At 64.6% G+C, this 21536-nt stretch carries 21 protein-coding genes; 6 read left to right on the top strand and 15 right to left on the bottom strand.

The window, feature by feature from the left end; translation table 11 throughout:
• The first annotated feature begins 135 nt into the window (after positions 1-135).
• On the top strand, positions 136-549 hold the full coding sequence (locus tag Y900_RS31040) for an Rv2576c family protein (RefSeq protein WP_081845345.1): 414 nt from the start codon (positions 136-138) through the stop codon (positions 547-549).
• Here Y900_RS31040 and Y900_RS20240 read toward each other — a convergent pair.
• Complete coding sequence (locus Y900_RS20240) at positions 465-1151, bottom strand: TetR/AcrR family transcriptional regulator (RefSeq protein ID WP_036344143.1); 687 nt, start codon at positions 1149-1151, stop codon at positions 465-467. The genes Y900_RS31040 and Y900_RS20240 overlap by 85 nt on opposite strands.
• A 140-nt stretch (positions 1152-1291) precedes the next feature.
• Between Y900_RS20240 and Y900_RS20235 the strand changes: the two genes are divergently transcribed.
• Positions 1292-2569, top strand: a complete 1278-nt coding sequence (locus tag Y900_RS20235; protein ID WP_036344141.1) for a cytochrome P450 — start codon at positions 1292-1294, stop codon at positions 2567-2569.
• 42 nt (positions 2570-2611) lie between these two features.
• Here Y900_RS20235 and Y900_RS20230 read toward each other — a convergent pair whose 3' ends face one another.
• Positions 2612-3019 (bottom strand): hypothetical protein, encoded by a 408-nt coding sequence (locus tag Y900_RS20230; RefSeq protein ID WP_109751105.1) that lies wholly within the window; start codon positions 3017-3019, stop codon positions 2612-2614.
• Between the two features lie 162 nt (positions 3020-3181).
• On the opposite strand from Y900_RS20230, the gene Y900_RS20225 reads away from it, so the two are divergent.
• From Y900_RS20225 to Y900_RS20215, 3 genes are all read left to right on the top strand, one after another.
• Positions 3182-3958 carry an Rv1363c family protein gene (locus tag Y900_RS20225; protein WP_109751241.1) on the top strand — a complete coding sequence of 259 codons (777 nt, stop codon included), beginning with the start codon at positions 3182-3184 and terminating at the stop codon, positions 3956-3958.
• 134 nt (positions 3959-4092) lie between these two features.
• Positions 4093-4551 carry a hypothetical protein gene (locus Y900_RS20220; protein ID WP_036347336.1) on the top strand — a complete coding sequence of 153 codons (459 nt, stop codon included), beginning with the start codon at positions 4093-4095 and terminating at the stop codon, positions 4549-4551.
• A 2-nt stretch (positions 4552-4553) separates the two neighbouring features.
• Positions 4554-5009, top strand: a complete 456-nt coding sequence (locus Y900_RS20215; protein WP_036344137.1) for an Rv2576c family protein — start codon at positions 4554-4556, stop codon at positions 5007-5009.
• A gap of 3 nt (positions 5010-5012) precedes the next feature.
• On the opposite strand, the gene Y900_RS20210 is transcribed toward Y900_RS20215, so the two are convergent.
• From Y900_RS20210 to Y900_RS20150, 13 genes are read right to left on the bottom strand one after another with little or no spacing between them, the layout of a single operon-like run.
• The gene (locus tag Y900_RS20210; RefSeq protein WP_420329777.1) at positions 5013-5513 is read right to left on the bottom strand and encodes an Rv2253/PknI dimerization domain-containing protein; all 501 of its coding nucleotides are present in this window, start codon (positions 5511-5513) and stop codon (positions 5013-5015) included.
• Between the two features lie 14 nt (positions 5514-5527).
• The gene (locus Y900_RS20205; RefSeq protein ID WP_036344136.1) at positions 5528-7237 is read right to left on the bottom strand and encodes an MCE family protein; all 1710 of its coding nucleotides are present in this window, start codon (positions 7235-7237) and stop codon (positions 5528-5530) included.
• Positions 7238-8593, bottom strand: a complete 1356-nt coding sequence (locus Y900_RS20200) for an MCE family protein (protein WP_036344135.1) — start codon at positions 8591-8593, stop codon at positions 7238-7240. It abuts the gene before it with no gap.
• The gene (locus tag Y900_RS20195; RefSeq protein WP_036344134.1) at positions 8590-10020 is read right to left on the bottom strand and encodes an MCE family protein; all 1431 of its coding nucleotides are present in this window, start codon (positions 10018-10020) and stop codon (positions 8590-8592) included. Before Y900_RS20195 ends, Y900_RS20200 begins: the two co-directional genes overlap by 4 nt.
• Entirely contained in the window at positions 10020-11102 is a 1083-nt protein-coding gene (locus Y900_RS20190) for an MCE family protein (RefSeq protein WP_036344133.1), read from the bottom strand. Before Y900_RS20190 ends, Y900_RS20195 begins: the two co-directional genes overlap by 1 nt.
• Positions 11102-12127 (bottom strand): MCE family protein, encoded by a 1026-nt coding sequence (locus Y900_RS20185; protein WP_036344131.1) that lies wholly within the window; start codon positions 12125-12127, stop codon positions 11102-11104. Before Y900_RS20185 ends, Y900_RS20190 begins: the two co-directional genes overlap by 1 nt.
• Positions 12124-13401 carry an MCE family protein gene (locus Y900_RS20180; RefSeq protein ID WP_036344129.1) on the bottom strand — a complete coding sequence of 426 codons (1278 nt, stop codon included), beginning with the start codon at positions 13399-13401 and terminating at the stop codon, positions 12124-12126. Before Y900_RS20180 ends, Y900_RS20185 begins: the two co-directional genes overlap by 4 nt.
• Positions 13402-13410: 9 nt before the next feature.
• On the bottom strand, positions 13411-14259 hold the full coding sequence (locus Y900_RS20175; protein WP_036344127.1) for an MlaE family ABC transporter permease: 849 nt from the start codon (positions 14257-14259) through the stop codon (positions 13411-13413).
• A 2-nt stretch (positions 14260-14261) separates the two neighbouring features.
• On the bottom strand, positions 14262-15068 hold the full coding sequence (locus tag Y900_RS20170) for an MlaE family ABC transporter permease (RefSeq protein ID WP_036347332.1): 807 nt from the start codon (positions 15066-15068) through the stop codon (positions 14262-14264).
• Positions 15058-16227, bottom strand: a complete 1170-nt coding sequence (locus Y900_RS20165) for a thiolase C-terminal domain-containing protein (protein ID WP_036344125.1) — start codon at positions 16225-16227, stop codon at positions 15058-15060. The genes Y900_RS20170 and Y900_RS20165 overlap by 11 nt, the downstream gene beginning before the upstream one ends.
• Positions 16224-17435, bottom strand: a complete 1212-nt coding sequence (locus tag Y900_RS20160) for an OB-fold domain-containing protein (protein WP_036344123.1) — start codon at positions 17433-17435, stop codon at positions 16224-16226. Before Y900_RS20160 ends, Y900_RS20165 begins: the two co-directional genes overlap by 4 nt.
• A gap of 17 nt (positions 17436-17452) precedes the next feature.
• Positions 17453-18658: a CaiB/BaiF CoA transferase family protein gene (locus tag Y900_RS20155; RefSeq protein WP_036344121.1), complete on the bottom strand. Its 1206-nt coding sequence runs from the start codon at positions 18656-18658 to the stop codon at positions 17453-17455.
• Positions 18655-20157 carry an aldehyde dehydrogenase family protein gene (locus tag Y900_RS20150; RefSeq protein WP_036344119.1) on the bottom strand — a complete coding sequence of 501 codons (1503 nt, stop codon included), beginning with the start codon at positions 20155-20157 and terminating at the stop codon, positions 18655-18657. Before Y900_RS20150 ends, Y900_RS20155 begins: the two co-directional genes overlap by 4 nt.
• Before the next feature lie 507 nt (positions 20158-20664).
• Between Y900_RS20150 and Y900_RS20145 the strand changes: the two genes are divergently transcribed.
• Positions 20665-21525, top strand: a complete 861-nt coding sequence (locus tag Y900_RS20145) for a mycofactocin-coupled SDR family oxidoreductase (RefSeq protein WP_036344117.1) — start codon at positions 20665-20667, stop codon at positions 21523-21525.
• Positions 21526-21536: the final 11 nt, after the last annotated feature.

Genomic DNA, 21536 nt, shown 5'->3' with positions numbered 1-21536 from the left:
TGATAACAGGCCCCTTCGTTGGAATGCTGCTTCGCTGAAACCGAGAATAGAGTTCTCTAAGCGCACTGTTGCATAGAAGGTCCCACCACACAAGAAACCGTCCACCAGGACGACGTCCCCATGTCAAACTGAGCCATGCGCGTTGTCCGGGTGGGTTCTGCGATCGCATTGGCTGCGGCGTGCGTGGCCGGTTCGTCGGCTCCCGCCGGCGCTGACGAGCCATTGCACCAAGTCACGTACAGCGTGTTCTCGGAGCTGCCGTTCCGGGCCGCCGACATCTACTACCGGGACACCGAACCGGCGAACTGGTCGGACTACAGCCACGACCCCTACGTGTTCAGCCCGAAGGTCGAGGCGGACATCGGCCCCACCAAGAAGTGGGTGCTCAACGTGACGTTGGCGAACCCCGACGAGTGGGCGATGGTGGCGGCCACCAGCGGGCTATCTCCCACCCCGCCGAACGTTCACTGTGTACTTGCGGTCGACGGCGTCGTCGTCGCGGAGAACTCCGGGCCCAAAGGCGCGCTCTGCTCGCTGCGCCACTGGTGAGCTGAGTCGTCCACCGGTAGCGGCGGTCCTTCCATCAGCGTGAGGTAGCGCTCCACGAGTTCCATGGTCTCCGCGTGGCCCGCGGTCACGCCGAGCGCCTCGCCCAGCATGACCACCGTCGACAGACCGGTCAGCAGGATCGACCAGACCACCGGCGGCACTTCACTGGGCAGCACACCGTGCCGGTCCAGCGCGGTCACGAACACTTCTCGCTGCTGCTCGCGGAAGAGCTCGGCGTATCGCGACATCTCGGTGCGCAGCGCCTTGCGATGGTTGGCCAGCGCCGCCATCTCCATCGTCAGACGGCTGGCGTCGGGGTTGATACCGAACCGCCAGAGCGCCCACAACGGTTGCGGCGAGGCGAGCGCCACCCGGTGGGCTTCCATTCCCTGATCGGCGTAGCGGCGGAAGATCTCCAGGAACAGGTCGTCCATCGTGCGGAAGTAGTAGTGCACGAGTTGCGGCTTCAGTCCCGCTTTCTCGGCGACCCGGCGTGACGTCACCGCCGCGTAGCCCTCTTCGATCAGCAGCTGTTCAGCGGCGTCCAACAGCACCGCACGATTCTTCGCGTCGGGCGCACCGATCCGCCGCGCCGATGCCATCTGCCACCTCTGCTCTGTCCACGACCGCCGATTGAACACGCCGATAGTACGTGGGCCGATGCGATCCAGCCTTGACCACGTACTTTACGCCATGCTAAGCAGGTGCACAGCAATCAGCCCGCCGGGAGGAAATAACACGCATGACCGATTTCGCCACCGTTGACTTCCTCACCGATCAGTCGCTGGTTCCCGACCCGTACCCGTACTACGACTACCTGCGTGAGCAGAGCCCGGTGTTGCGTCTCGAGCCACACGGCTTCGTGGCAGTCACCGGCTACGAAGAAGCCCTCGAGGTCTACAAGAATCCCGAGGACTTCTCCAACATCGTGGCGCTCGGCGGCCCCTTCCCGCCCCTGCCCTTCACCCCCGACGGCGACGACCTGAACGCTCAGATCGACGCGCACCGCAACCAATTCCCCATGTACGAGCACATGGTGACGATGGACCCGCCCGACCACACCAAGGCGCGTTCACTGCTCAGCCGCTTGCTGACTCCCAAGCGCCTCAAAGAGAACGAAGACTTCATGTGGCGGCTGGCCGATCGCCAGCTCGACGAGTTCCTCTCCCTGGGCCACAGCGAGTTCCTGGCCGAGTACGCAAAACCGTTCTCGCTGTTGGTGATTGCCGACCTGCTCGGCGTACCCGAAGAGGACCACAAGGAATTCCGCACGGTGCTCGGCGCCGATCGGCCCGGTGCCCGGGTGGGGTCGCTCGACCACGAGAAGATGGGTCTGAACCCCCTGGAGTTCCTCGACGAGAAGTTCAGTGCCTACCTCGAGGAGCGTCGCCGCCATCCCCGCGAGGACGTCCTGACGGATCTGGCGAGCGCGAAGTACCCGGACGGATCGACCCCCGAGATCATCGACGTGGTCCGAACCGCCACCTTCCTGTTCGCCGCCGGCCAGGAGACCACCGCCAAGCTGCTGTCGGCAGCGATCAAGGCTCTGGTGGAGCGGCCAGAACTTCAGCAGGCGCTGCGCGAGGACCGCAGTTTGATCCCGACCTTCGTCGAGGAGTCACTGCGCCTGGAAAGCCCCGTCAAGAGCGATTCCCGACTGGCTCGCCGGAGCACCACGCTGGGCGGCATGAACATCAAGGCCGGCACCGTCGTCATGGTGTTGCCCGGTGCGGCAAACCGGGATCCGCGGCGATTCACCGACCCCCACGAATTCCAGGTCCGCAGGCCCAACGTCCGCGAACATATCGCGTTCGGACGCGGCGCCCATTCGTGCCCCGGCGCACCGCTGGCACGGGTGGAGGGACGGGTCTCGCTGGAACGGATGCTGGACCGGATGGGCGAAATCACCATCGACGAAGAGTTCCACGGCTCGGCTGGGGACCGTCGGTACAACTACGAACCGACGTATATCCTGCGCGGGCTGGCCGATATCCACGTCCGGTTCACCGGCAGAGGCTGACCATGTCGGGGCGGCGCACAGGCGTCGCCCCGCACGGGTGACTCAGGCGTCGCCCTGCACCCAGCGGGTCCGCCCGCCGGCCGCGACGCAGGTCAAAAACATGCCGTCGGGAGCCTGCGCGACGGAGTTCTCGTAGCCGACGCAGTCGTCGTTCAAGTTCTTTACGCCCACCATCGGCGGCGACCGGAAATACCGCGGCTCGTAGCGCCGCGGCGAACCGCAGAAGATCAACCGGCCCCAGTTGTTGCGCGTGTCGACACCGAACACGTAATACGTCGTATTGCTGCACGGGGCACCGAGTTCGACACCCGGCGTGATGCCCGGCGTACAGAACGCGTCATTGCATTGGTTGGCGTTGATCGGCGTCCCGTCGGGATCCGCGGAGGCCGACGCCGGCATCAACATTCCAGCCGCCATGAGTGCAGCAACAACTGCCACGGTCGATCGCACTCGAACACTCTCGCATATTCGGTAACCGAATTCTCCGGCTCTTCAGAAGAAACCGGGAAGAAAAACCTGCCTCCCACAGACCGGGTTGGCCGCTGTGTAATGCTGGGCGGCAGTGCTAGCGTCGCGCGTCGCCAAGCGACCGCGATGGACGAGGAGGGTCCCATGCCGGCGGGCAACCGTGAATCCGAAGCTCCCGACGCCGACGACCTGAACTCCGCCGAGGCGGCGGAGGCTGCGGCGGCGGCGGCCGAAGCTCGGGCCGAGGCAGCCCGGGCCCGCGCAAACGAATTGCGCCGCAAGCTGGCCGAGTCTCGCGACGAGGCGCCGGAAGTCCCGGAGACCGGGACCGATCCCGAGAGCTTCGAAGCCGACACCACCGAGGACACCGAACCTGCGCCGGTCGACGACATCGAATCGGCTCCCGCACCGGAGAAGAAACGCCGGCGGCGCCTGCCCATCGGTAAGACCATCGCCGCCGCGGTGGCCGTCCTTGCGATCATCGGCTTGGCCAGCGTCACCGGATTCATGCTGTGGAAACACCGGGATGCCGAGGCGCAGCGCCACCGCACCGCCGAGTTCTCGGCGGCCGCGAGGCAAGGCGTGGTGAACCTGATGTCAATGGACTTCAATCAGGCCAAGGAGAGCGTGCAGCGGGTCATCGACGACTCGACGGGCAAGTTCAAATCCAATTTCCAGGACGGCGCCGACGATCTGATCAAGGCGATGCAGCAATCGAAGGTCGTCACCAAGGTCACCGTCAATGACACCGCCGTCGAGTCGATGGACAAGGATTCGGCCACCGTGCTGGTCGCGGCCACCTCACAGCGCACCGGGCCGGATGCCCCCAAAGAGGATCAGCAACCCCGGGTCTGGCGGGTCGTGGTCAGCCTGCAGCGCGACGGCGACCAGCTGAAGGTGTCGGACGTCGAATTCGCCTGACCGGCGAACAGAACCACCAAACCCTTTCTCCGGGAAGCCGGAAGATAGTATTCTCCGATGACGAGAATGCCAATCTCGCAGCGTGCGACAGTCGGGGCTTCGCACCGTGCGCACCGAACGTGGAGGAAGCCAGCGTGAAATCCCTTGTGATCGCCGCGGTGGCGGTGGCGGCAACGGTGGCACTCGCACCGCCGGCATCCGCTGAGATGTACCTGGGCAATTACGAGCTGATCATGCCCGACCGCAGGGACTTTCACACCTGGGTCTGGTCCGTGACGCCGTGCGTAGCGCAGGACACTGCCGCCAACATCCCCAACTGCGTTCACGTGTTCACCCTGCCGCGGCCGATCGCGAAGGCCGTTCAAAGCAAGGCCGACGCACCTCTGGTCAACGGCCAGTACACGTTGACCATCGACGACCCCTTCGGCCTGCGATGTGGTGACATCTACTACGGCCCAACCATTCCCACTCATGACGTCTACACCTGGGACGCGAACACACTCAGCGGATCGATGGTGTCGTCGTTCGACGCCGGCTGCGACGGGGCACCGGGTGGCGCCTTCACCTACCCGTTCCACCTGAGCAGGATGTAACCGTGCGATTCACGTCGACGATCTCCGCCACCCTGATAATGCTCTGCGCCGCAACGGGTCTCGCGTCGCCGGCAATGGCGGATGACCCTCCGCCGGGAGTCGATCCGGCTCCTCCACCACCGCCGCAGGTCTTCAACGTCCGATACACCGTCACCGCCGACAAACCGGTCAACGCCGAGATCTACTACCGCGACACCGATCCGCCGACGTTCTCTGACTACAGCCACGACCCGTACGTGTTCAGCCCCAGCGTCGAAGCCACGGTCGGCCCCAACAAGCCGTGGGTACTCGAGGCCACCCTCACCGACCCGATCCAGTGGGGCATGGTTCTGGTCCAGGCCACCGGTGCACTGCCCAAAGCCGCCGCCGGCTTCAACTGCACGATGGAGATCAACGGGCAAGTGGTCAGGCAGAACAGCGGACCAAGAGGTGCGCTGTGCTCCATCCGAAACTGGTAGGTACTAAAGCTTTTTCATGTAAAACGGCATCCGGATCACTGGCGGCTGGTTGCGCCCGCACGACCCGCTCGGGCCAATGACGCGATTCTCGCCGGTGTATTCATTCGCCGCCCCGTCATAATGACCGTCCGCACCGACCGGATAAATTCGGTACTCCTGGAAACCCTCGATCGCCGCCCCGTCGGCACAGAATCGCCAATCCGGAATGGTTCGCTTGAGATACCACAGGCCGCTCGTGGTGTAGATGGGTGCGGTCCAGCCGGCGTCGCTCTGCACCGTTCCGGTGCACTCCGTGGGCGATATGCACTGGGTCGAAATCGTCCAGGTCTCGCGCTCCGATGGCTGGTTCTCGTAGCGCTCGTTGAGCTTCGCCCAGTCACCGTTCGACGACGTCGCGAAGGCACCGTTGATTCCCCAGGCCTGGTCCGCCGCAGCGGTTGCGGTGCAACAGATCCCAACGGCGGTGGCCAATACCACGGCGCTCAGCGCCTGAAGTGCACGCATCGACATACCCCTTTTCAGCTCTGCAGCATGTCCTGCCACGTCGTCGCCGGCTTGGCGAGGTTGGTCTGGCGGTAGAGCGTTCCGTCGCTACCCATGTACTGACCGGTGCGTGGGTCGTACTTGGCGACCTGCAGTCCGGGTGCCTTCTGCGCATTCGGACTGAAACCACTCGGCGCGACCTGCGGCACACCCGGATCAGGCGGCGGTGCCGGCTGCTGATCGGGCGTCAGCACGTTGGCGGGTCCCGGCAGGTTGATCGGATCTGGACCGATGTTGCCCTCCGGACCAGGCGGTGAGACCGGCGGCGTCTGGTAGATCGGCTGACCTGGCAGTAGCGGACCGGGCCCAGTGCCCGCGAAGTTCGGTGGCGGTTGGTCGATCGGCGCCGCCCCCGGTGGCGGAGCGGTCACACCGGCAGGCAATGGAGTGCCCTGCAGGGGTCCATAGATATTCGAGTCCGGCAGAACCCGGCTGTCGATCGGGACGCCCTGCGCGACCAGGTTCGGGTCGATCGGGTACGGACCGGTGACGTGCTGACGCTGGGCCAGCGGCTGGAATCCGTTGGGGTCGTTACATAGTTCGACGGTGGGTGCGCGCTTACCCGGATGTTCCACGCACGGGTAGTTACGCGCGCCGCGGACGGCCACCGGCGAGTCCTGCGGCAGCTTGCAATACAGCCCGTCCGGTGTGTCGATCACGGAGGTGTCGGCCGGGTTGCGCCATGAAGAAGGCGGGAGAAACCCGACCGTACAGGCCGCGGGATCGCCGAGTCCGAGTGAGAAGTCACCATTCGGCATGCCTGCGGGGTTGTTGGATTGAAGGTAGGTCTGAATCTGGGCGACGAACGGCGGCACGAGAACCATCAGCTGTTCGACCGACTTGTTGTACGTCAGGAAGATCTGACCGAACGTGGTCAGATTCGCCAACAGGACCGGCAACGTCGGTTTTATCTGCTCGAGCAGCTTCGAAGTCTCTTGCGCGAAACCCGGACCGTCGCGCAGGATCGACCGGAACTGGGGGTCGTTGTCGGCCACCTGCCCGGTGATACCGGCCAGGCTCTGCGCCCAGGTCCGAATCGAGTCGGTAGTCATCTCCTGCGCCCCTATGAACGGGCGTGCGTCATCGATCAGCGCCCGGGTGTTATCCGAGATTCCGTTGGCGTCCCTGGTAATCGTCGCACCGGAGTCCATCAACGACCCGAAGTCGTAACCTGTCCCGTTGAACGCCTGGTAAGTCTCGCCCAGCAGTTGGCTCAATTTGTCTTTTGGAATGCTTCCGACGAGCTTGCTCACCTGGTCGAGCATCGGGCCCACCGGCTGTGGGATCGATGCGTTGCCGACCGAGATGACAGAACCGTCCTGTAAGTAGGGCGCTTTGTCGGTGCGCGGCAACAGTTCCACGTATTGCTCGCCCACCGCCGACATGCTGCGTACCTCGGCCTTGAGATCCGCCGGGATCTTCGGTGAGGTGTCCAGAGACAACGTCGCCAGAGCGCCGGTATCGGTCAGGTCGATCGAGGTGACCTTGCCGACCTGCAGGCCACGATAGGTGACGTTGCTGAACTTGTAGAGACCGCCGGTGGCGGGCAGATCCAGTTTGACGGTGAGGCGACCCACCCCTAGGAGAGTGGGTAATTGGATGTAGGCGAACAGCATGATCGCCACCCCGACGATCGAGGCGATCGTGAAGATGATCAGCTGAGTCCGGACGAAACGCGTCAGCATTTAGCCGCCCCCTCCTGTCGGCGGAGCCGGCGGCGCGAGATTCGCCGGCGCATTGGGTTGGGCCCCATAGGGTCCGGCGAAGATCGGGGTGACGCCCGTTGCGGCCAGCTGTTCCCGGGTGTAGATCTCGGCGCCTGGCACCGAGGTCGGAGGCGGAGGCACCAGCGGAAGGATCGGACCTGCGGCCGCGATGGCGGCCGGTGGGGGCGGTACCGGCGGGTTGTCGGCGAAGACGTCCGGCGGCGGCGGGGTGACACCGGTCTTGAGCGGGTCGTAGGTGTAGTTGAGGTAGTACGGATCGCCAGGAGCGGGAATCAGCTGTGCATCCGCGTCTCCCCATCTGGTACCGAGCATCAGCGTGCGCTTCAACCGTGGGACCGTCAGGTCGATGGTCGCGAACAGGTTGTAGTAGTCACCGCGGATCGCGCGATCCATGAAGCTCTGGGTGAACGGGAAGTGGACCGCGTATTCCAATAGTGCGTCCAGATTGGGGCCCACGTCGGCGAAGGCCTTGAACGCCGGTTCGAGGTTCTTCAGATTGGCCACCAGATCGGCCTGTGACTCATTGACCAGCGTGTTGGCGGTATCGCTGAAGGTGCCAAGTTTCTCCAACGCCGTTGTGAGCGTGGGCCTTTCCTTGATCAGAACGTCGATGGCCGGCGGAATCTTCTGCAGAGCCGCGGCGAGGTCGTCGCGCTGCCCGGCAAACGTCGACGTCATCCGGTTCAACGACTGGATGACCGAGACGATGTTGTCGCGTTGGCTGTCCAGCGTTCCGACGAAGGTATCCAACCGGGTGATGAGGTCGCGGAATGCGGCCTCGTTGCCGCCGACTGCTGTGCTGAAGTTGTGGATGACGTCGCCGATCTGCCCGAGTCCGCCGCCAGTGACCACCGCGGCCAACGACGCCAGCGTCTGCTCGGTGGTCGGATAAGTCGAGGTCGAGTTCAGCGCGATGGTGCCGCCCGGGGAGAGCTTTCCGCTCGGCGGCTGCCCGATCGGGGTGTTCAGCGACAGATGCATCGAGCCCAGCAAGCTCGTCTGGCCCACGCTGGCAACGGCGTTGGCCGGCACCACGACATCGGGCTTGACCGAGAACTCCACATCGGCGTGCCAGTTCTTGACCGTCAGCTTACGTACGCTGCCGACCACGACATCATTGATCATGACCGGTGAATTCGGCTCCAGCGTCGCGATATTCGCGATCTCCGCATGGTAGACACTCGCATCCGAACCACGGCCCACCGTGCCCGGCAGTGGCAATGAGTTGACGCCCTGGAAGGAGCAGGCAGTGGTGGTGACCGCCACGCACGCCCCGGCGATCACGGCCCGCTGCAACGACTTTCCGCCGATCATGGCGTACCTCCCGCTTCTGCGGCCATCGGGGGTCCTGTTGGTGCCGGTCCTGGCGCTCCCGCCGGGTTCAACATGCCGGGCAGCGACGAGATCACCGATGGCGGTATTGCCGGAGATCCGCCGGGGAGCAACTGGGCAGCGCCGGGTGGCGCCTCGCCTGGCGCGCGCCCGGTGAACGGACCGGGCCCCATTTGGACACCCTCGTACGCCGAATGGTACGGCGGCAACGGGGGGACGTCGGGAGTCGGACCACCGGCACCCGGGGCAAGGTTCGGCTGCGAGTAGACGAGTTCGTCTGGCGACGCTGCGGGCATCAGATAGGGATCGATGCCCAGCGGCAGGTAGTTGAAGTTGAGCAGACGAAGCGCCGGGCCGAGATATTGGCTACACAGCTTCGCCGTTTCCGGAGCGGTGGTGTTCTCGATCGCACCGATTGCACCACAGACGAATTCGGTGGGATTGGAGAAGTTGTTCAGCACGAACTGGCCGACCGCGCTACCGGAGGAAGGGTTGTAGATGTTGTAGGCGTTGCTCAACGCGTTCGGCGCGATGTGGAGCAGGTTCTCGATCTCCATTTTGTTGTTCAACAAGTTCGTGGTGACGTTCGTCAACCGGTGCAACTGCTCAGACGTCTGATCACGGCTGCCCGCAACGAACCGCTGAATGTCGACGATCGCTACCGACAGATTCTTGAGGGCGCCGTCGAGATCCGACCGGTTCCCGTCGATCACACTGGTCAAGGTGGCCAGTCGATTCTGGAACATCACCACCTGTTCACTGCTGTCACGCAATGTGGTGACGAAGGTCTGCAGGTTCTTGATGATGTCGACGACGTTGCCGCTGCCGTTGGCCAAAACGCGAGAGACGCCGGCCAGCTCGGTGATGGTCTGGCGCAGCTTGTCGCCGTTGCCGTCGAGTGCGTTGGCCGCGCTGTCGATGAAACGCGAGACCGACGTACCCGAGACTCCGCTCTGTGGCCCGAGGTCGGTCGCCAGCCTGGTCAACTGCTGCTTTACCTCGTCCCACTCGACCGGTATCGCGGTGCGGTCCAATGGGATCACCGCATCGTCGGCCATCTCTTTCTGCCCGGTGTTCTTGCGATAGGCCGGGGTGAGCTGCACGTAGCGGGCGGCGACCAGGTTCTGCGCCACGATCACCGCTTTGGCGTCCGCCGGAACCGGCACGTCACGATCGACGTCGAGCACCAACTTGGTCTGGGTGCCCTCCGGCTCTATCGCCTTGATCGTGCCGACCTTGACGCCCGAAACCCGCACATCGTCGCCGGGATAAATACCTGTCGCGGTGGTGAAGACCGCGTTGACCGTCTTCGGGCCGAAGAAGACGTTGCGCACGAGAACCGCCGCACCAACCACCAGCAGCCCGGCCAGCACGACCGACAAGACCTTCACCCAACGTCTGCGCATCATCAACGCGACCCTCCCGGGATACCGTTGTAGGGCAACGGCAATTCGGCGCGCGGCCCCGCATTGTCCGGCGGCTGGCCGGCATTGACACCGCGACGGAAACCGAATGCGTAATCCATGAATGGCTGCAGCAGCTGCGCGGGCTGCAGGTTCGGCACGAACGCGTTGTAGTACGGACCGTTCGCCAGAGTCTCGCCCTCAGACAAGATGAACTTCTTCACGTTCGGCAGCATCTTGGCGATGTTGTCCTTGTTCTTCTCCAGCACCGCGACAACGGAATTCAGCCGCTGCAGCGTCGGGGCCAGTTTGTCTTCGTTGTCGTGCACCAGACCGGTCAGCTGCTGTGACACCGCCGCGGTGTTGGCCAGCAGATCAACGATCGCCTCGCGCCGGTCGTTGAGCACGCCCAGCAGGTCGTTCGCATTCAGGATCAGGGTGTTCAGCTGCTGACTGCGCTGCCCCAGCACCGTCGTGACGTCGGAAGCGCTTTTGAGCAATCCCGCCAGATTCTCGTTACGACTGTTCAGTGATCGCGACAGCTTGCTCAAACCATCGAACGTCGGCCCCAGCTTGGGCGCGAGCTGGTCGATCGTGGCCGAGAGGGTGTCCAGCGACTGGTTGAGCGACGCGGTATCCGTCCCGGCCGTGTTGCTGGTCAGATCGCTGACCGCTTCGGTGAGCGAATAGGGCGACGATGTGCGCGTCGTCGGGATCACATCGCCGGAACGGAGGCTCCCGCTGCCGGCAGATTCCAGGGTGACCACCCGCTCGCCCAACAGGGAGCCGGTGCGGATGTGCGCGGTGGTCTCGGACCCCAGCGAGTACTTTCCCGCAGTCGTGAACGTGACAAGTGCATCACCATTGTCCAGTGAAACATCGGTGACCGTACCGATCTTGATACCGGACAGCGTCACGTCGTTGCCGACGGTGATACCACCAGCCTCGGTGAACAACGCCTGATGGCGCACCGACGTAGCCAACTGGAGCAGGCGTTCGGGCTGCAGCCCGACGGCGATCACCAGCAGAATCAACACCGCGCCGAGAAACCCGGCGCGCCACAGATTGGAAGCGCGATATTTCAGCATTAGGGCTCCGCACACCTGCCGGTTTCTTGTTTGATCATCGGGAACACCCCGGTCCGTCCCTGAAGGTCGGTGACGCGGATGCCAAGTCCGCAGATGTAGTACATGATCCAGCCGCCGTAGGCCCCGAGCCGGGCCATCTTGCGATAGTTGTCCGGCCCCCTCTGCAAGCCTCTGTCGAGGACGATCTTGTTGTCGTCCAATAGTGGCGCCAATCGGTTGAGCTGCTCGACATCGCCTTTCAGCGGAGCGCGGGCCTCGTTCAGCAGACTGGTCAGCGACGCGGTTCCGTTGTCCAGCTGGGTGATTGCGGTGCCGATCGGTTCGCGATCCTGCGACAAACCGGTGATCAGTTTCTCCAACTTGTCGATGGCCCCGGAGAACTTGTCACCGTCTTTGGCGAGTGTGTCGACGACGACCTTGAGGTTGTCGATCAACTGCTCGACCGTTTGACTGTTGTCGGCCAACGCATTCGAGAATGACGTGGTCTTGGTCAGCAACGAGTCGAGCGTGTCCCCCTGGCCCTGCAGAATGTTGATCAGTGATGCGGTCAGCGCGTTGACGTCCTGGGGGTTGAGCCCCTGGATAACCGGCCGCAACCCCCCGAGTAGAAGGTCCAGGTCCAGTGCGCCCTGCGTGCGGTCCTTGGGTATCTGGGAACCCGCAGGCAGCACCCGGCTCGAGCCGGGTCCGTCGACGAGTTCCAGATAGCGATCGCCGGTGAGGTTCAGATAACGCACGGCCGCTTGGGTTCCGGTGGTCAAGACGATGTCGCGGTCGGCATCGAACTTCACCAGGACACTCTTGTCGGCCAGCAAGTCGACGCTGTTGACGGTGCCGACCCGGACACCCGCGACCCGGACCGTGTCGCCGTCCTTGAGCCGGGAGGCGTCCGCGAATACCGCCGAGTATCCGTTGGTCGAGCCGCTGCGGTAGTTGCTGAAGGTCAGGAACAGGAAAGCCGTCAGCACCACCATCACCACGGCGAAGACGCCGAACTTGACGAGAGTGCTTGTGGTGCGCATCATCCCGGCTGTCCGATCTGTGCGGTGTTGCGCGGCGGCCCTTCCAGCGGGCCGAACAACAGCTGTTTGAGACCGTCGGAGTTGAGCACGATGCCCTGGTTGCCGTACTGCCACGGGTTGACACCGGTATCGGTCACGAGGTACTTGGCCTTGTTGCCGAATCCGAGGTACGGCAGGCCCATGCATTGCGGGCCGCCCGTGGCCGCCACCTTGGGCAGGTTCGACGGGTAGCGGTACCGATCGATGCCCAGTGTGAAGGCAACAGCCACGGCCACGCCGGGGTCCGGCAATGGCGGCGACAACCGAATCCAGTCCATGGCTTTGAGCGTGCAGGGGATCACGGGCGCATATTCGTTGAATAGCGCCGTGGTGGGCGTCAGCAGATGGAGCACCTTGCTCAGCGCCGGCTGGTTGGTTCCGAGCACCTCGTTGCCCTGGTCAGCCAGCCCGATCATGTTGACCAGGAACGTATCCAGGTTCTGCTGCTCGTCGACGATGCTCTGGCTGATCCTGTTGGTGTTCTGCACGGTCTTGACCAGATCCGGCGCGGCGTCGGCGTACGCGGCGGCCACCGGGGCCGTCAGCTCGATGTCCTTGGCCATGTTCGGCAGGCTGGGTTCCAGCTTGGCCAGCAGTTGGTCGAAGTCGGCGACGGTCTGTCCGAATTGCTTGCCGCGCCCCGCGAACGCCTTCGACAGTGCGCCGAGCGTCGCGTTCAGCTGGGTCGGATCGATCTTGTTCAAGACCTGGTTCAGCTGCTGGAACACCGTGTTGATCTCGACGGTGACGTGCTGGCCCTGCAGAACCTGGCCTGCGTACATGGGTTTCGGCGACGGATCGGTCGGCGGCTCGAAGTTGACGTACTTGGCGCCGAACACCGTCGTCGAGGCGATATCGGCGACCACGTTCGACGGGATCTTGCGAAGCTCAGCGGGATCCATCGCCAGGTGCAGCGCCGCTGTGCCGTCGGCGCGGCTCTCGATCGACTCGACCTTGCCGACCTGGACACCGCGCATCTTGACCCTGGCGTCGGGGTTCATGACGAGGCCGGCGCGGTCGGAGATCACGGTCACCGGAACGGTTTTGGTGAAGTCGCCGCGGAACAGGCCGACGGCGACCGCGACGATCGCCACCACCACGACCACGGTGGACAGGCCGGCCACCGGCCGCGCCCAACCGGTCGCACCGAAGCTGGCGCCGGTTCGGGCCGCCACCGGTGCGGCGGCGGTTTCGGTTTCGGATCGGTCGGCCGGGCCCGGACCGAGATTGCGTGTCACGTCATCTCCCTATCCGGACAGGTTGAAGTTGCCGTTGGAGCCGTAGACGGCCAGCGATATGAGCAGGGTGACCGAGACGACCACGATCAGGGAAGTGCGCACCGCGTTGCCGACCGCGACCCCGACGCCAGACGGTCCGCCGGTGGCGAAGTAGCCGAAGTAGGTGTGGATCAACAGGATCGTGATCGCCATCAGGACCGCTTGCAGGAAACTCCACAACAGGTCGATGGGGTTCAAAAACGTGTTGAAGTAGTGGTCATACAAGCCACCGGACTGGCCGAACAGCACCACGGTGGTGAACTGGGACGCCACAAAGCTCAAGATGACCGCGATCGAGTACAGCGGGGTGATGGCCACCATCCCGGCCACGATCCGGGTACTGACCAGGTATTCGACCGGCGGGATGCCCATCGATTCCAGGGCGTCGATCTCCTCGTTGATCCGCATCGCCCCCAACTGGGCCGTGACCCCGGCGCCGAAGGTGGCGGCCAACCCGATCCCGGCCACCACCGGCGCGCTGATCCGGACGTTGATGAACGCCGCCAGAAACCCGGTCAGTGCTTCGATCCCGATATTGCCCAGCGAGCTATACCCCTGCACCGCCAACGTCCCACCCGCAGCCAGCGTCAAAAACCCGACGATCACCACGGTGCCGCCGATCATCGCCAACGTGCCCGCACCCATGCTGATCTCCGCGATCAACCGGATGATCTCTTTCCGGAAATGCAACGCCGCATGCGGCGTGCCCGCGATCGCCCGACCATAGAAGATCGTGTGATCCCCAATCCGGCCCACCGTGCCCAACGGGCGACGCACCTGACGGGCGATCCGCGGATACAAAGCCTGTAACGACGCCATCTCTACCGGGCACTCATCCGGATACCGATCGCGGTCACCACCACGTTGACCACGAACAACGCCATAAACGCGTACACCACCGTCTCATTGACCGCATTACCCACCGCCTTGGCGCCACCACCAGTGATCGTCAACCCCCGATAACAGGCCACCAACCCCGCAATAAGACCGAACAACGCCGCCTTGACACACGAGATGATCACCTCCGGCACCCCGGTCAACAACGTGATCCCCGCCGCGAACGCCCCCGGATTCACATCCTGGACGAACACCGAGAACACATAACCACCCAAAATCCCGATGATCACCACCAACGAATTCAACAGAAGCGCAACCAAACCCGACGCCAACATCCGCGGAGTCACCAACCGCTGCACCGGATTGATCCCCAACACCTCCATCGCGTCGATCTCCTCACGGATCGTGCGCGACCCCAAATCCGCACACATCGCCGTCGCCCCGGCACCCGCCACGATCAACACCGTCACCAACGGACCCACCTGAGTCACCGCACCAAACGCCGCCCCAGCCCCCGACAAATCAGCAGCACCCAACTCCCGCAACAAAATATTCAGCGTGAACGACACCAACACCGTGAACGGAATCGCCACCAACAACGTCGGCGCCAACGACACCCGCGCCACAAACCACGCCTGCTCCAAAAACTCCCGCCACTGAAACGGCTTCCGAAAGATGAACCGCACGGCGTCTGCCGACATCGCAAACAAACCACCAATAGCCTGCATCGGACCCGCAGCACTGCTCAACGCAATGCCCGGCGACCAACGATCGGCCCCCTTACCCGCCATGGCCACCCGGTCCTTCCAGAATCGTCACCGCAGCGACTGCTGTCGGACCACCGATGTTGTGAGCCAGTCCGATTCGGGCGCCGTCCACCTGATTGCCGGCTTCCCCGCGCAACTGGTCGAAAAGTTCCACGCACTGGGCCACTCCGGTGGCGCCCGGTGGGTGGCCCTTGGCCTTCAGGCCGCCGCTGGGGTTCACCGGCAAAGCTCCACCCACACAAGTCACCTCGGCCTCCATTAACTTGTAGGCCTCCGCGGGTTCGGCGAAGCCGAGATCTTCATAGCTGATCAATTCGATGCCGGTGAAGAAATCGTGAACTTCCGCCACATCGATATCGGCGGGCGTCAAATTTGCCATTCTGAACGCTCTTTTCGCCGCACGGGTCGTCGCCGGGAACGTCGTCATATCCGCTTTGTGCTGATGCATCACGGAATCCAGCCCCAACCCCACCCCGCGGATCCAGACCGGCCGGTCGGTGAAACGGTCGACCACGTCCTCTGCCGCCAACAAAAGTGCTGCCGCGCCGTCGCTTTGGGGAGCGCAGTCATAGACGCCGAACGGCGTGACCACCATCGGCGCGGCGAGAACCTCGTCGATGGTCACCTCGAAACGGAGTCGCGCCTTCGGATTCGACAGGCCGTGCCGATGATTCTTGACCGCCACCATCGCCATGTGTTCACGGGTGGCCGGGGTTTCGTGCAAATAACGCGCAACATGAAGGGCAAATCCTGCGGGCGCAACCAATCCCAGCGGATAGTCCCACGCCATGTCGCGGGCCATCGCCTCCCACTCCCACAGCAGTTGCTTGGAAGTGGTCTCCCGCAGTTTGTCCGCACCCATCACCAACGCGACATCGGCCGCACCGGAGGCGATGCCGTAGAGGGCATTGCGGACCGCGTCGTTGCCGGTCGCGCAGGAGTTCTCGATCCGGGTCACCGGCAGGTCGGGCAGTCCGAGCGAGTCGGCGAGGATCCCCGCCGGGAAGCCGTCGGCGGTTCCCATCGCACCGAACCAGGCGGCGTCGATCTCAGACTTGTTGACGCCCTTGTCAACCCGAGCGGCGCACTCGGCGAACGCCATCGGGAGCAGGTCCTTGAGCCCGAGGGCGAAGTGCTCGCCGAACGCCGTCATGCCGGCACCGACGATCGCGACCCGCCTCATGCCGCACCCCACGACCGGACGGACGTTTCCCGCGGAGTCGCGGGTGCATACGGCTCGAACGCGTACCCGTAGTCGGGTACACCCGATCGCACGGCCACCCGGCGCAGCGTGAGCCGGCCACGATCGCCGATCCGCACCGCGCCCGCCTCGACGCCGGTGACCTTGACCAGTGCGCGCACCGCGACGTCGTCGAGCTCGACGATCACCAACGAGTAGGGAGTCCGCAGGCCCGGTACCGGAATGTGAACCGTCACTTCGGTGTAGACGCTTCCCACCCGAGGAAGCGGCACCAGTTCGTAGTCAACGGCCAACCGGCCGGCATCGTCGAGGCGGTAGCGGGGCGGGAAGTCCAATTCCTCGCTGCCGCTGTGGCGGCCGGCCTCCCACCGCACCTTGGCTTCGAAGGCGCGCTCGTAGGCGGCCAGGGAGATCGGGATGTCGGGGCCGGCGGCCACCCTGGTCTGCGGTCGCGGCTGTGCCGTCGGCTCCCGCCGGTAGACGGCCGCTCCGCCGCCGGCCACCGTCACGCCGGACAGGCTGGCCTGTTCGACGGCAACCAACGGGCCGCTGACATTCGACTCGGCAAGAGCGGCCAAGGCGAACAGCCCGGCACTGGCACCCGCGGTCGGCACGACGGGCGCCTCGCCGCCGCACAGTTCGATCGCTCGGTCATGGTCGACGCCGGCCAGCGCGACCGGAGTGTCGAGCCACGCTGCGGCCAGCGAGGCGACCAGCCCCCGCTCGTGCAGCAAGCGCGGGTCGCCGTAGTCGTGCACCACACCGTCGACATTGCGGGTGCGGACCGGGAGACTGCGTGCCACGCGCGCGGCGGTGCGAATCTGCAAGCCGTCCTCGCCGGTCAGGATCGCCGCCGCACCAGCCGGATCCAAGTCGGATCCGATGACCAGCGTGCGCGGCCGGGCCGAGCTGACCGCATCGAGTGTGGCGGGCGCACCGCCGAGCCGCTCGTCGACCTCGAGCTCGGGATCCAGACCGAGTCCCGCCAGCAACACAGCGGCATTGCTGCTCTCCACCAGCGGCAGGTCACGGCTCACCAGCACCACCCGCTCGACGGCACCACCCTCGGACAGCGCCGCCCGGCCCGCTTCAACAGCGAGTGTGATGGCGTCCTCGTCATCGCCGGCAATGCGATGCGCGTCACACCCCCACGAGGGTAAGTAGGTGCCAATGGCGACGATGTAGGGCATGGAGTCTCCGGCGCGACCTACGTGACCGCGCCGGCGGTCTTGAGTTCGATGATGCGGTCCCAGTCCAGGCCGAGCTCGGTGAGGATCTCGTCTGTCTGCTCGGCGAATCCCGGCGCCGGGCCGCTCTGCGGTGCGGCGACGTCGAACTGCACCGGATTGGCGACCAGCTCCAATTCCCCTGCCTTCACCAGGTATTCGTTGGCCCGTACCTGCGCATCGGCGGCGGCCTGCAGCGTGTCCTGAACCGGCGCCCACGGTCCTGCCAGCGTGGCGAACCGCGTCGACCATTCCGACAGGGTCCGGGTGGCCATCGCCTTGCCGAGAATCTGGACGGCATCAGCGGTGTTGGCGGCGATCTGCTCGACGCCGGCGAACCTCGGATCGTCGATGTACTCGCCGATATCCATGTGGCGGCAGACGTCGGCCCAGAACTTGGTCGGCTGCATCATCACGAACGAGATGTAGCGGCTGTCGGCGGTCTCGTACAGGCCCACCAGCGGATTGATCGGTGAGCCGTGCACGCCCGGCACGGGTGCCACCAACTGCTCACCGAGATGCTGAGTCAGCGCGATGGTGTGGCCCATCGCCCACAAGCCGCTGCCGAGCAGTGACACGTCGACCACCGACGCTTCGCCGGTGCGTTCGCGCTTGAACAACGCTGCCGCGATTCCGCCTGCGAGGTTGGTGCCGGAGATGGTGTCGCCGTACGCCGGACCGGGCGGAGCGATCATGCCCTCGGTTCCCGGCGGTGTGATCGTCGCCGCCGTGCCGGCCCGGCACCAGAAGGCGGTCATGTCATAACCGCCCTTTTCCGACTCCTGGCCCCGCGGACCGAAGGCGCTGCCGCGCGCGTAGATGATGTTCGGATTCACCGCGCGGATGTCGTCGACGTCGATGCCGAACTTGGTGCGGTGCCCGGGCAGGAAGCTGGTCAGGAACACGTCGGATCGGCGCGCGAGTTCGTAGAGAACCTCTTTGCCCTCCGGCACCGACATGTCCAGTCCGATGCTGCGCTTGCCCCGATTGGCGTGCTCCACATTGGGATTCGGATCACCGTCGACCCGCAGAGGACCCGTCTGCCGAAGGCCGCGTTGCGGATCACCGGTGACCGCGTGCTCAACCTTGATGACTTCGGCGCCCCACTCGCCCAACACCGCACCGCACGACGGCACGAAGCCGTACATCGCCACCTCGAGGACGCGGACCCCGTCGAGCGGCCTCACGACACCACCGCCGCGAGCGTCTTGCGCTCGAGGAATTCCTCCAGGCCGGCCACACCCATCTCGCGGCCGACACCGGACTGCTTGTAGCCGCCGAATGGACTATCCGGGCCAAAGTAGTTGCCGCCGTTGATGCCCATCGTGCCGGTGCGGATTCGGCGGGCAATCGCCAGCGCGCGGTCGTGGCCGCCGAACACCCCACCCGAGAGTCCGTAGATGGAGTTGTTGGCGATCCGCACCGCGTCGTCGTCGTCCTCATACGCCAGGACGGCCAAGACTGGTCCGAAGATCTCCTCCTGGGCGAGTTCGCTGTCAGGGTCGACGCCGGTGATCAACGTGGGCTCATAGAAGAAGCCGGGGCCGTCCACCTTCTTGCCGCCGGTGACCACGGTCGCGCCGGCGGCGACCGCGCGCTGGACCATGCCGTCGACCTTGTCGCGCTGGGTGTCGTTGATCAGCGGGCCCATATACGTGGACGGGTCGGCCGGATCGCCGTAGCGCACCATGCCCATGAAGTTCTTCACCAGCTCGACGATTTCGTCGTGATGCGCGCGGGGAACCAGCAGCCGCGTCGTGATCGCGCACCCCTGGCCGGCGTGCGAGCAGATCATGAACGCCGCCATCATCGCGCAATTGGTGAAGTCGGCGTCGTCGAGCACGATCATGGCCGACTTGCCGCCGAGCTCCAGAAAGACCTTCTTGATGGTGTCGCTGGCCGCCGCCATGATCTTGCGCCCGGTTGCCGTCGACCCGGTGAAGGTCACGACGTCGACGTCGGGGCTGGTGGTCAGTGCGGCACCGACCGCGGGGTCGGTGGAGCTGATCACGTTGATGACGCCGGCGGGGATGTCGGTGTGTTTCGCGATCACCTCACCGAGTGCGAGCGTGGTGAGCGGGGTGTCCGGCGCGGCCTTGAGGATGACCGTGCATCCGGCCGCCAACGACGGACCCAGTTTGGCCAGCGCCAGCTGGTTCGGATAGTTGTAGGCGATGATCGCGGCCACCACGCCGGCGGCTTCCTTCTCGACCCAGCGGTGGTGGCGTTGCCCCCGGCTCTCGATCTCGCCGAGGTCTTCGGACATCTCGTAGGTCTTCAGCAGATTCGCGTAGTAGCCGACGATCCGGATCGGGTCATCGAGTTGAGCGCTCTCGGTCAGCGCCTTGGTAGCACCCACCTCGGCGATCGTCAGCGCGCGCAGTTCGTCGCTGTGCTCGACGAGCGCACTGTGCAATTGCTCCATGCAGCGGATCCGCAGCTCGACGTTGGTGGACCAGTCGGTGGTGTCGAAAGCCGCCCGGGCCGCCGCGATCGCACGCTCGGCGTCGACGACGTCGGCGTTGGGCGCATAGCCCAGCACATCTCCGCTGGCGGGATTGATCGACGGATAGGTGTGCTGCGCGCCGACGAGCTGACCGTCGATCAGCATGTGCCGCTCGGACATCTGGCTCCGCCCCGCTTGCTCGCCGCTCGCGATGGTGGCCGTCGTGTCCTGGGCCGACATCAGCAACTCCTCCAGTCGTCGGATAACTCGGTTCTCATCTCCGGCGAATCATACATTCGGCGCGAGAGAACTCAAGCCGCGTTCACCGAACACGTCACATCCCGGACGCACCCTCGCGATGCGGTCCCGCGCCGCATCTCCGCAGTTAGACACATTGCGCCGAAGTGTCTTGCGAAATGGATCACACCGAGAGTAGCGTTCTCATATCAGAAAGGGCGATTCTTGAACTACGAGATCGGCTGGATCGGCGACACGACCGGACGTGCACGCCGTGGTGAGGCGCGTCTGCCCTGTCCTGACCGCGATGGAGATCGCTGGTGACGAGTGCGGTGGCGACCGGTGGCGGTTCGGGCCACACCTCGTTTCGGCGATTCCTCGACAAAGCCTTCGATGACTGGAAGAAGATCGTCGACATCGCAGCCGCTGGGTGAACGGCGGAGCGACACCTGAGTAGCGGCACCACAAGACTTTTCAACACAACAAGAGCAGTCAGAGAGAGGAATACCCGTGGGACGAGTCCAGGGCAGAGTTGCCTTCATCACCGGTGCCGCGCGCGGGCAGGGCCGCAGCCATGCCCTGCGGCTGGCCGAAGAAGGCGCCGACATCATCGCTGTCGACCTGTGCAAGGACATCGACACCATCGGCTACAAGATGGCGACCCCCGAGGACCTCGAGGAGACCGCCGAACTGGTCAAGAAGACCGGGCGCGGCATCGTCACCGCGCAGGCCGACGTTCGTGAGGCCGCCGAACTCAAGGCGGCCCTCGACCAGGGTCTCGCCGAGTTCGGCAAGGTCGACATCGTCGTCGCCCAGGCCGGCATCGCCGGGATGAAGGGGCAGCCGCCACTGCAGGCGTGGTGCGATGTCATCAACACCAACCTGATCGGAACCATCAATGCGATCCAGGTGGCGCTTCCCCATCTGGAAGAGGGCGCCTCGATCATCGCGACCGGCTCCACCGCGGCGCTGATGGACGCACACCAGAAGGACAACCCTGGCGCGGACCCAGGCGGGATGTCCTACATGGTCGCCAAACGCCTGCTGTCCAACTATGTCCACGATCTCGCCACCGAGCTCGCCGTGCGGGGTATCCGGGCCAACGTCGTTCACCCGACCAACTGCAACACCGATATGCTGCAGAGCGACCCGATGTATCGCTCGTTCCGGCCGGATCTCGAAAACCCGACTCGCGCCGACGCCGAGCCGGTATTCGGCATCCAGCAGGCGATGAAGGTCAACTTCGTCGAGCCACTGGACATCAGCAACGCGGTGCTGTGGCTGGCGTCGGACGAGGCCCGCTACGTCACCGGTATGCAGCTGCGCGTGGATGCCGGCGGCTACCTCAAGTGGTACGACTACCACGTCTGAACACCGGAACT

Origin of the sequence: Mycolicibacterium aromaticivorans JS19b1 = JCM 16368, assembly GCF_000559085.1 — a bacterium.
Classification (GTDB): Bacteria; Actinomycetota; Actinomycetes; order Mycobacteriales; family Mycobacteriaceae; genus Mycobacterium; species Mycobacterium aromaticivorans.
Note: the sequence above shows the minus strand (reverse complement) of the source record. Positions and strands in the feature narration are given on the sequence as shown.

Coding starts and splice junctions, on each gene's coding strand:
- Y900_RS31040 (WP_081845345.1), top strand. CDS start 136: ATGCGCGTTGTCCGGGTGGGTTCTGCGATCGCATTGGCTGCGGCGTGC.
- Y900_RS20240 (WP_036344143.1), bottom strand. CDS start 1,151: ATGGCATCGGCGCGGCGGATCGGTGCGCCCGACGCGAAGAATCGTGCG.
- Y900_RS20235 (WP_036344141.1), top strand. CDS start 1,292: ATGACCGATTTCGCCACCGTTGACTTCCTCACCGATCAGTCGCTGGTT.
- Y900_RS20225 (WP_109751241.1), top strand. CDS start 3,182: ATGCCGGCGGGCAACCGTGAATCCGAAGCTCCCGACGCCGACGACCTG.
- Y900_RS20210 (WP_420329777.1), bottom strand. CDS start 5,513: ATGCGTGCACTTCAGGCGCTGAGCGCCGTGGTATTGGCCACCGCCGTT.
- Y900_RS20205 (WP_036344136.1), bottom strand. CDS start 7,237: ATGCTGACGCGTTTCGTCCGGACTCAGCTGATCATCTTCACGATCGCC.
- Y900_RS20200 (WP_036344135.1), bottom strand. CDS start 8,593: ATGATCGGCGGAAAGTCGTTGCAGCGGGCCGTGATCGCCGGGGCGTGC.
- Y900_RS20195 (WP_036344134.1), bottom strand. CDS start 10,020: ATGATGCGCAGACGTTGGGTGAAGGTCTTGTCGGTCGTGCTGGCCGGG.
- Y900_RS20190 (WP_036344133.1), bottom strand. CDS start 11,102: ATGCTGAAATATCGCGCTTCCAATCTGTGGCGCGCCGGGTTTCTCGGC.
- Y900_RS20185 (WP_036344131.1), bottom strand. CDS start 12,127: ATGATGCGCACCACAAGCACTCTCGTCAAGTTCGGCGTCTTCGCCGTG.
- Y900_RS20175 (WP_036344127.1), bottom strand. CDS start 14,259: ATGGCGTCGTTACAGGCTTTGTATCCGCGGATCGCCCGTCAGGTGCGT.
- Y900_RS20170 (WP_036347332.1), bottom strand. CDS start 15,068: ATGGCGGGTAAGGGGGCCGATCGTTGGTCGCCGGGCATTGCGTTGAGC.
- Y900_RS20165 (WP_036344125.1), bottom strand. CDS start 16,227: ATGAGGCGGGTCGCGATCGTCGGTGCCGGCATGACGGCGTTCGGCGAG.
- Y900_RS20160 (WP_036344123.1), bottom strand. CDS start 17,435: ATGCCCTACATCGTCGCCATTGGCACCTACTTACCCTCGTGGGGGTGT.
- Y900_RS20150 (WP_036344119.1), bottom strand. CDS start 20,157: ATGTCGGCCCAGGACACGACGGCCACCATCGCGAGCGGCGAGCAAGCG.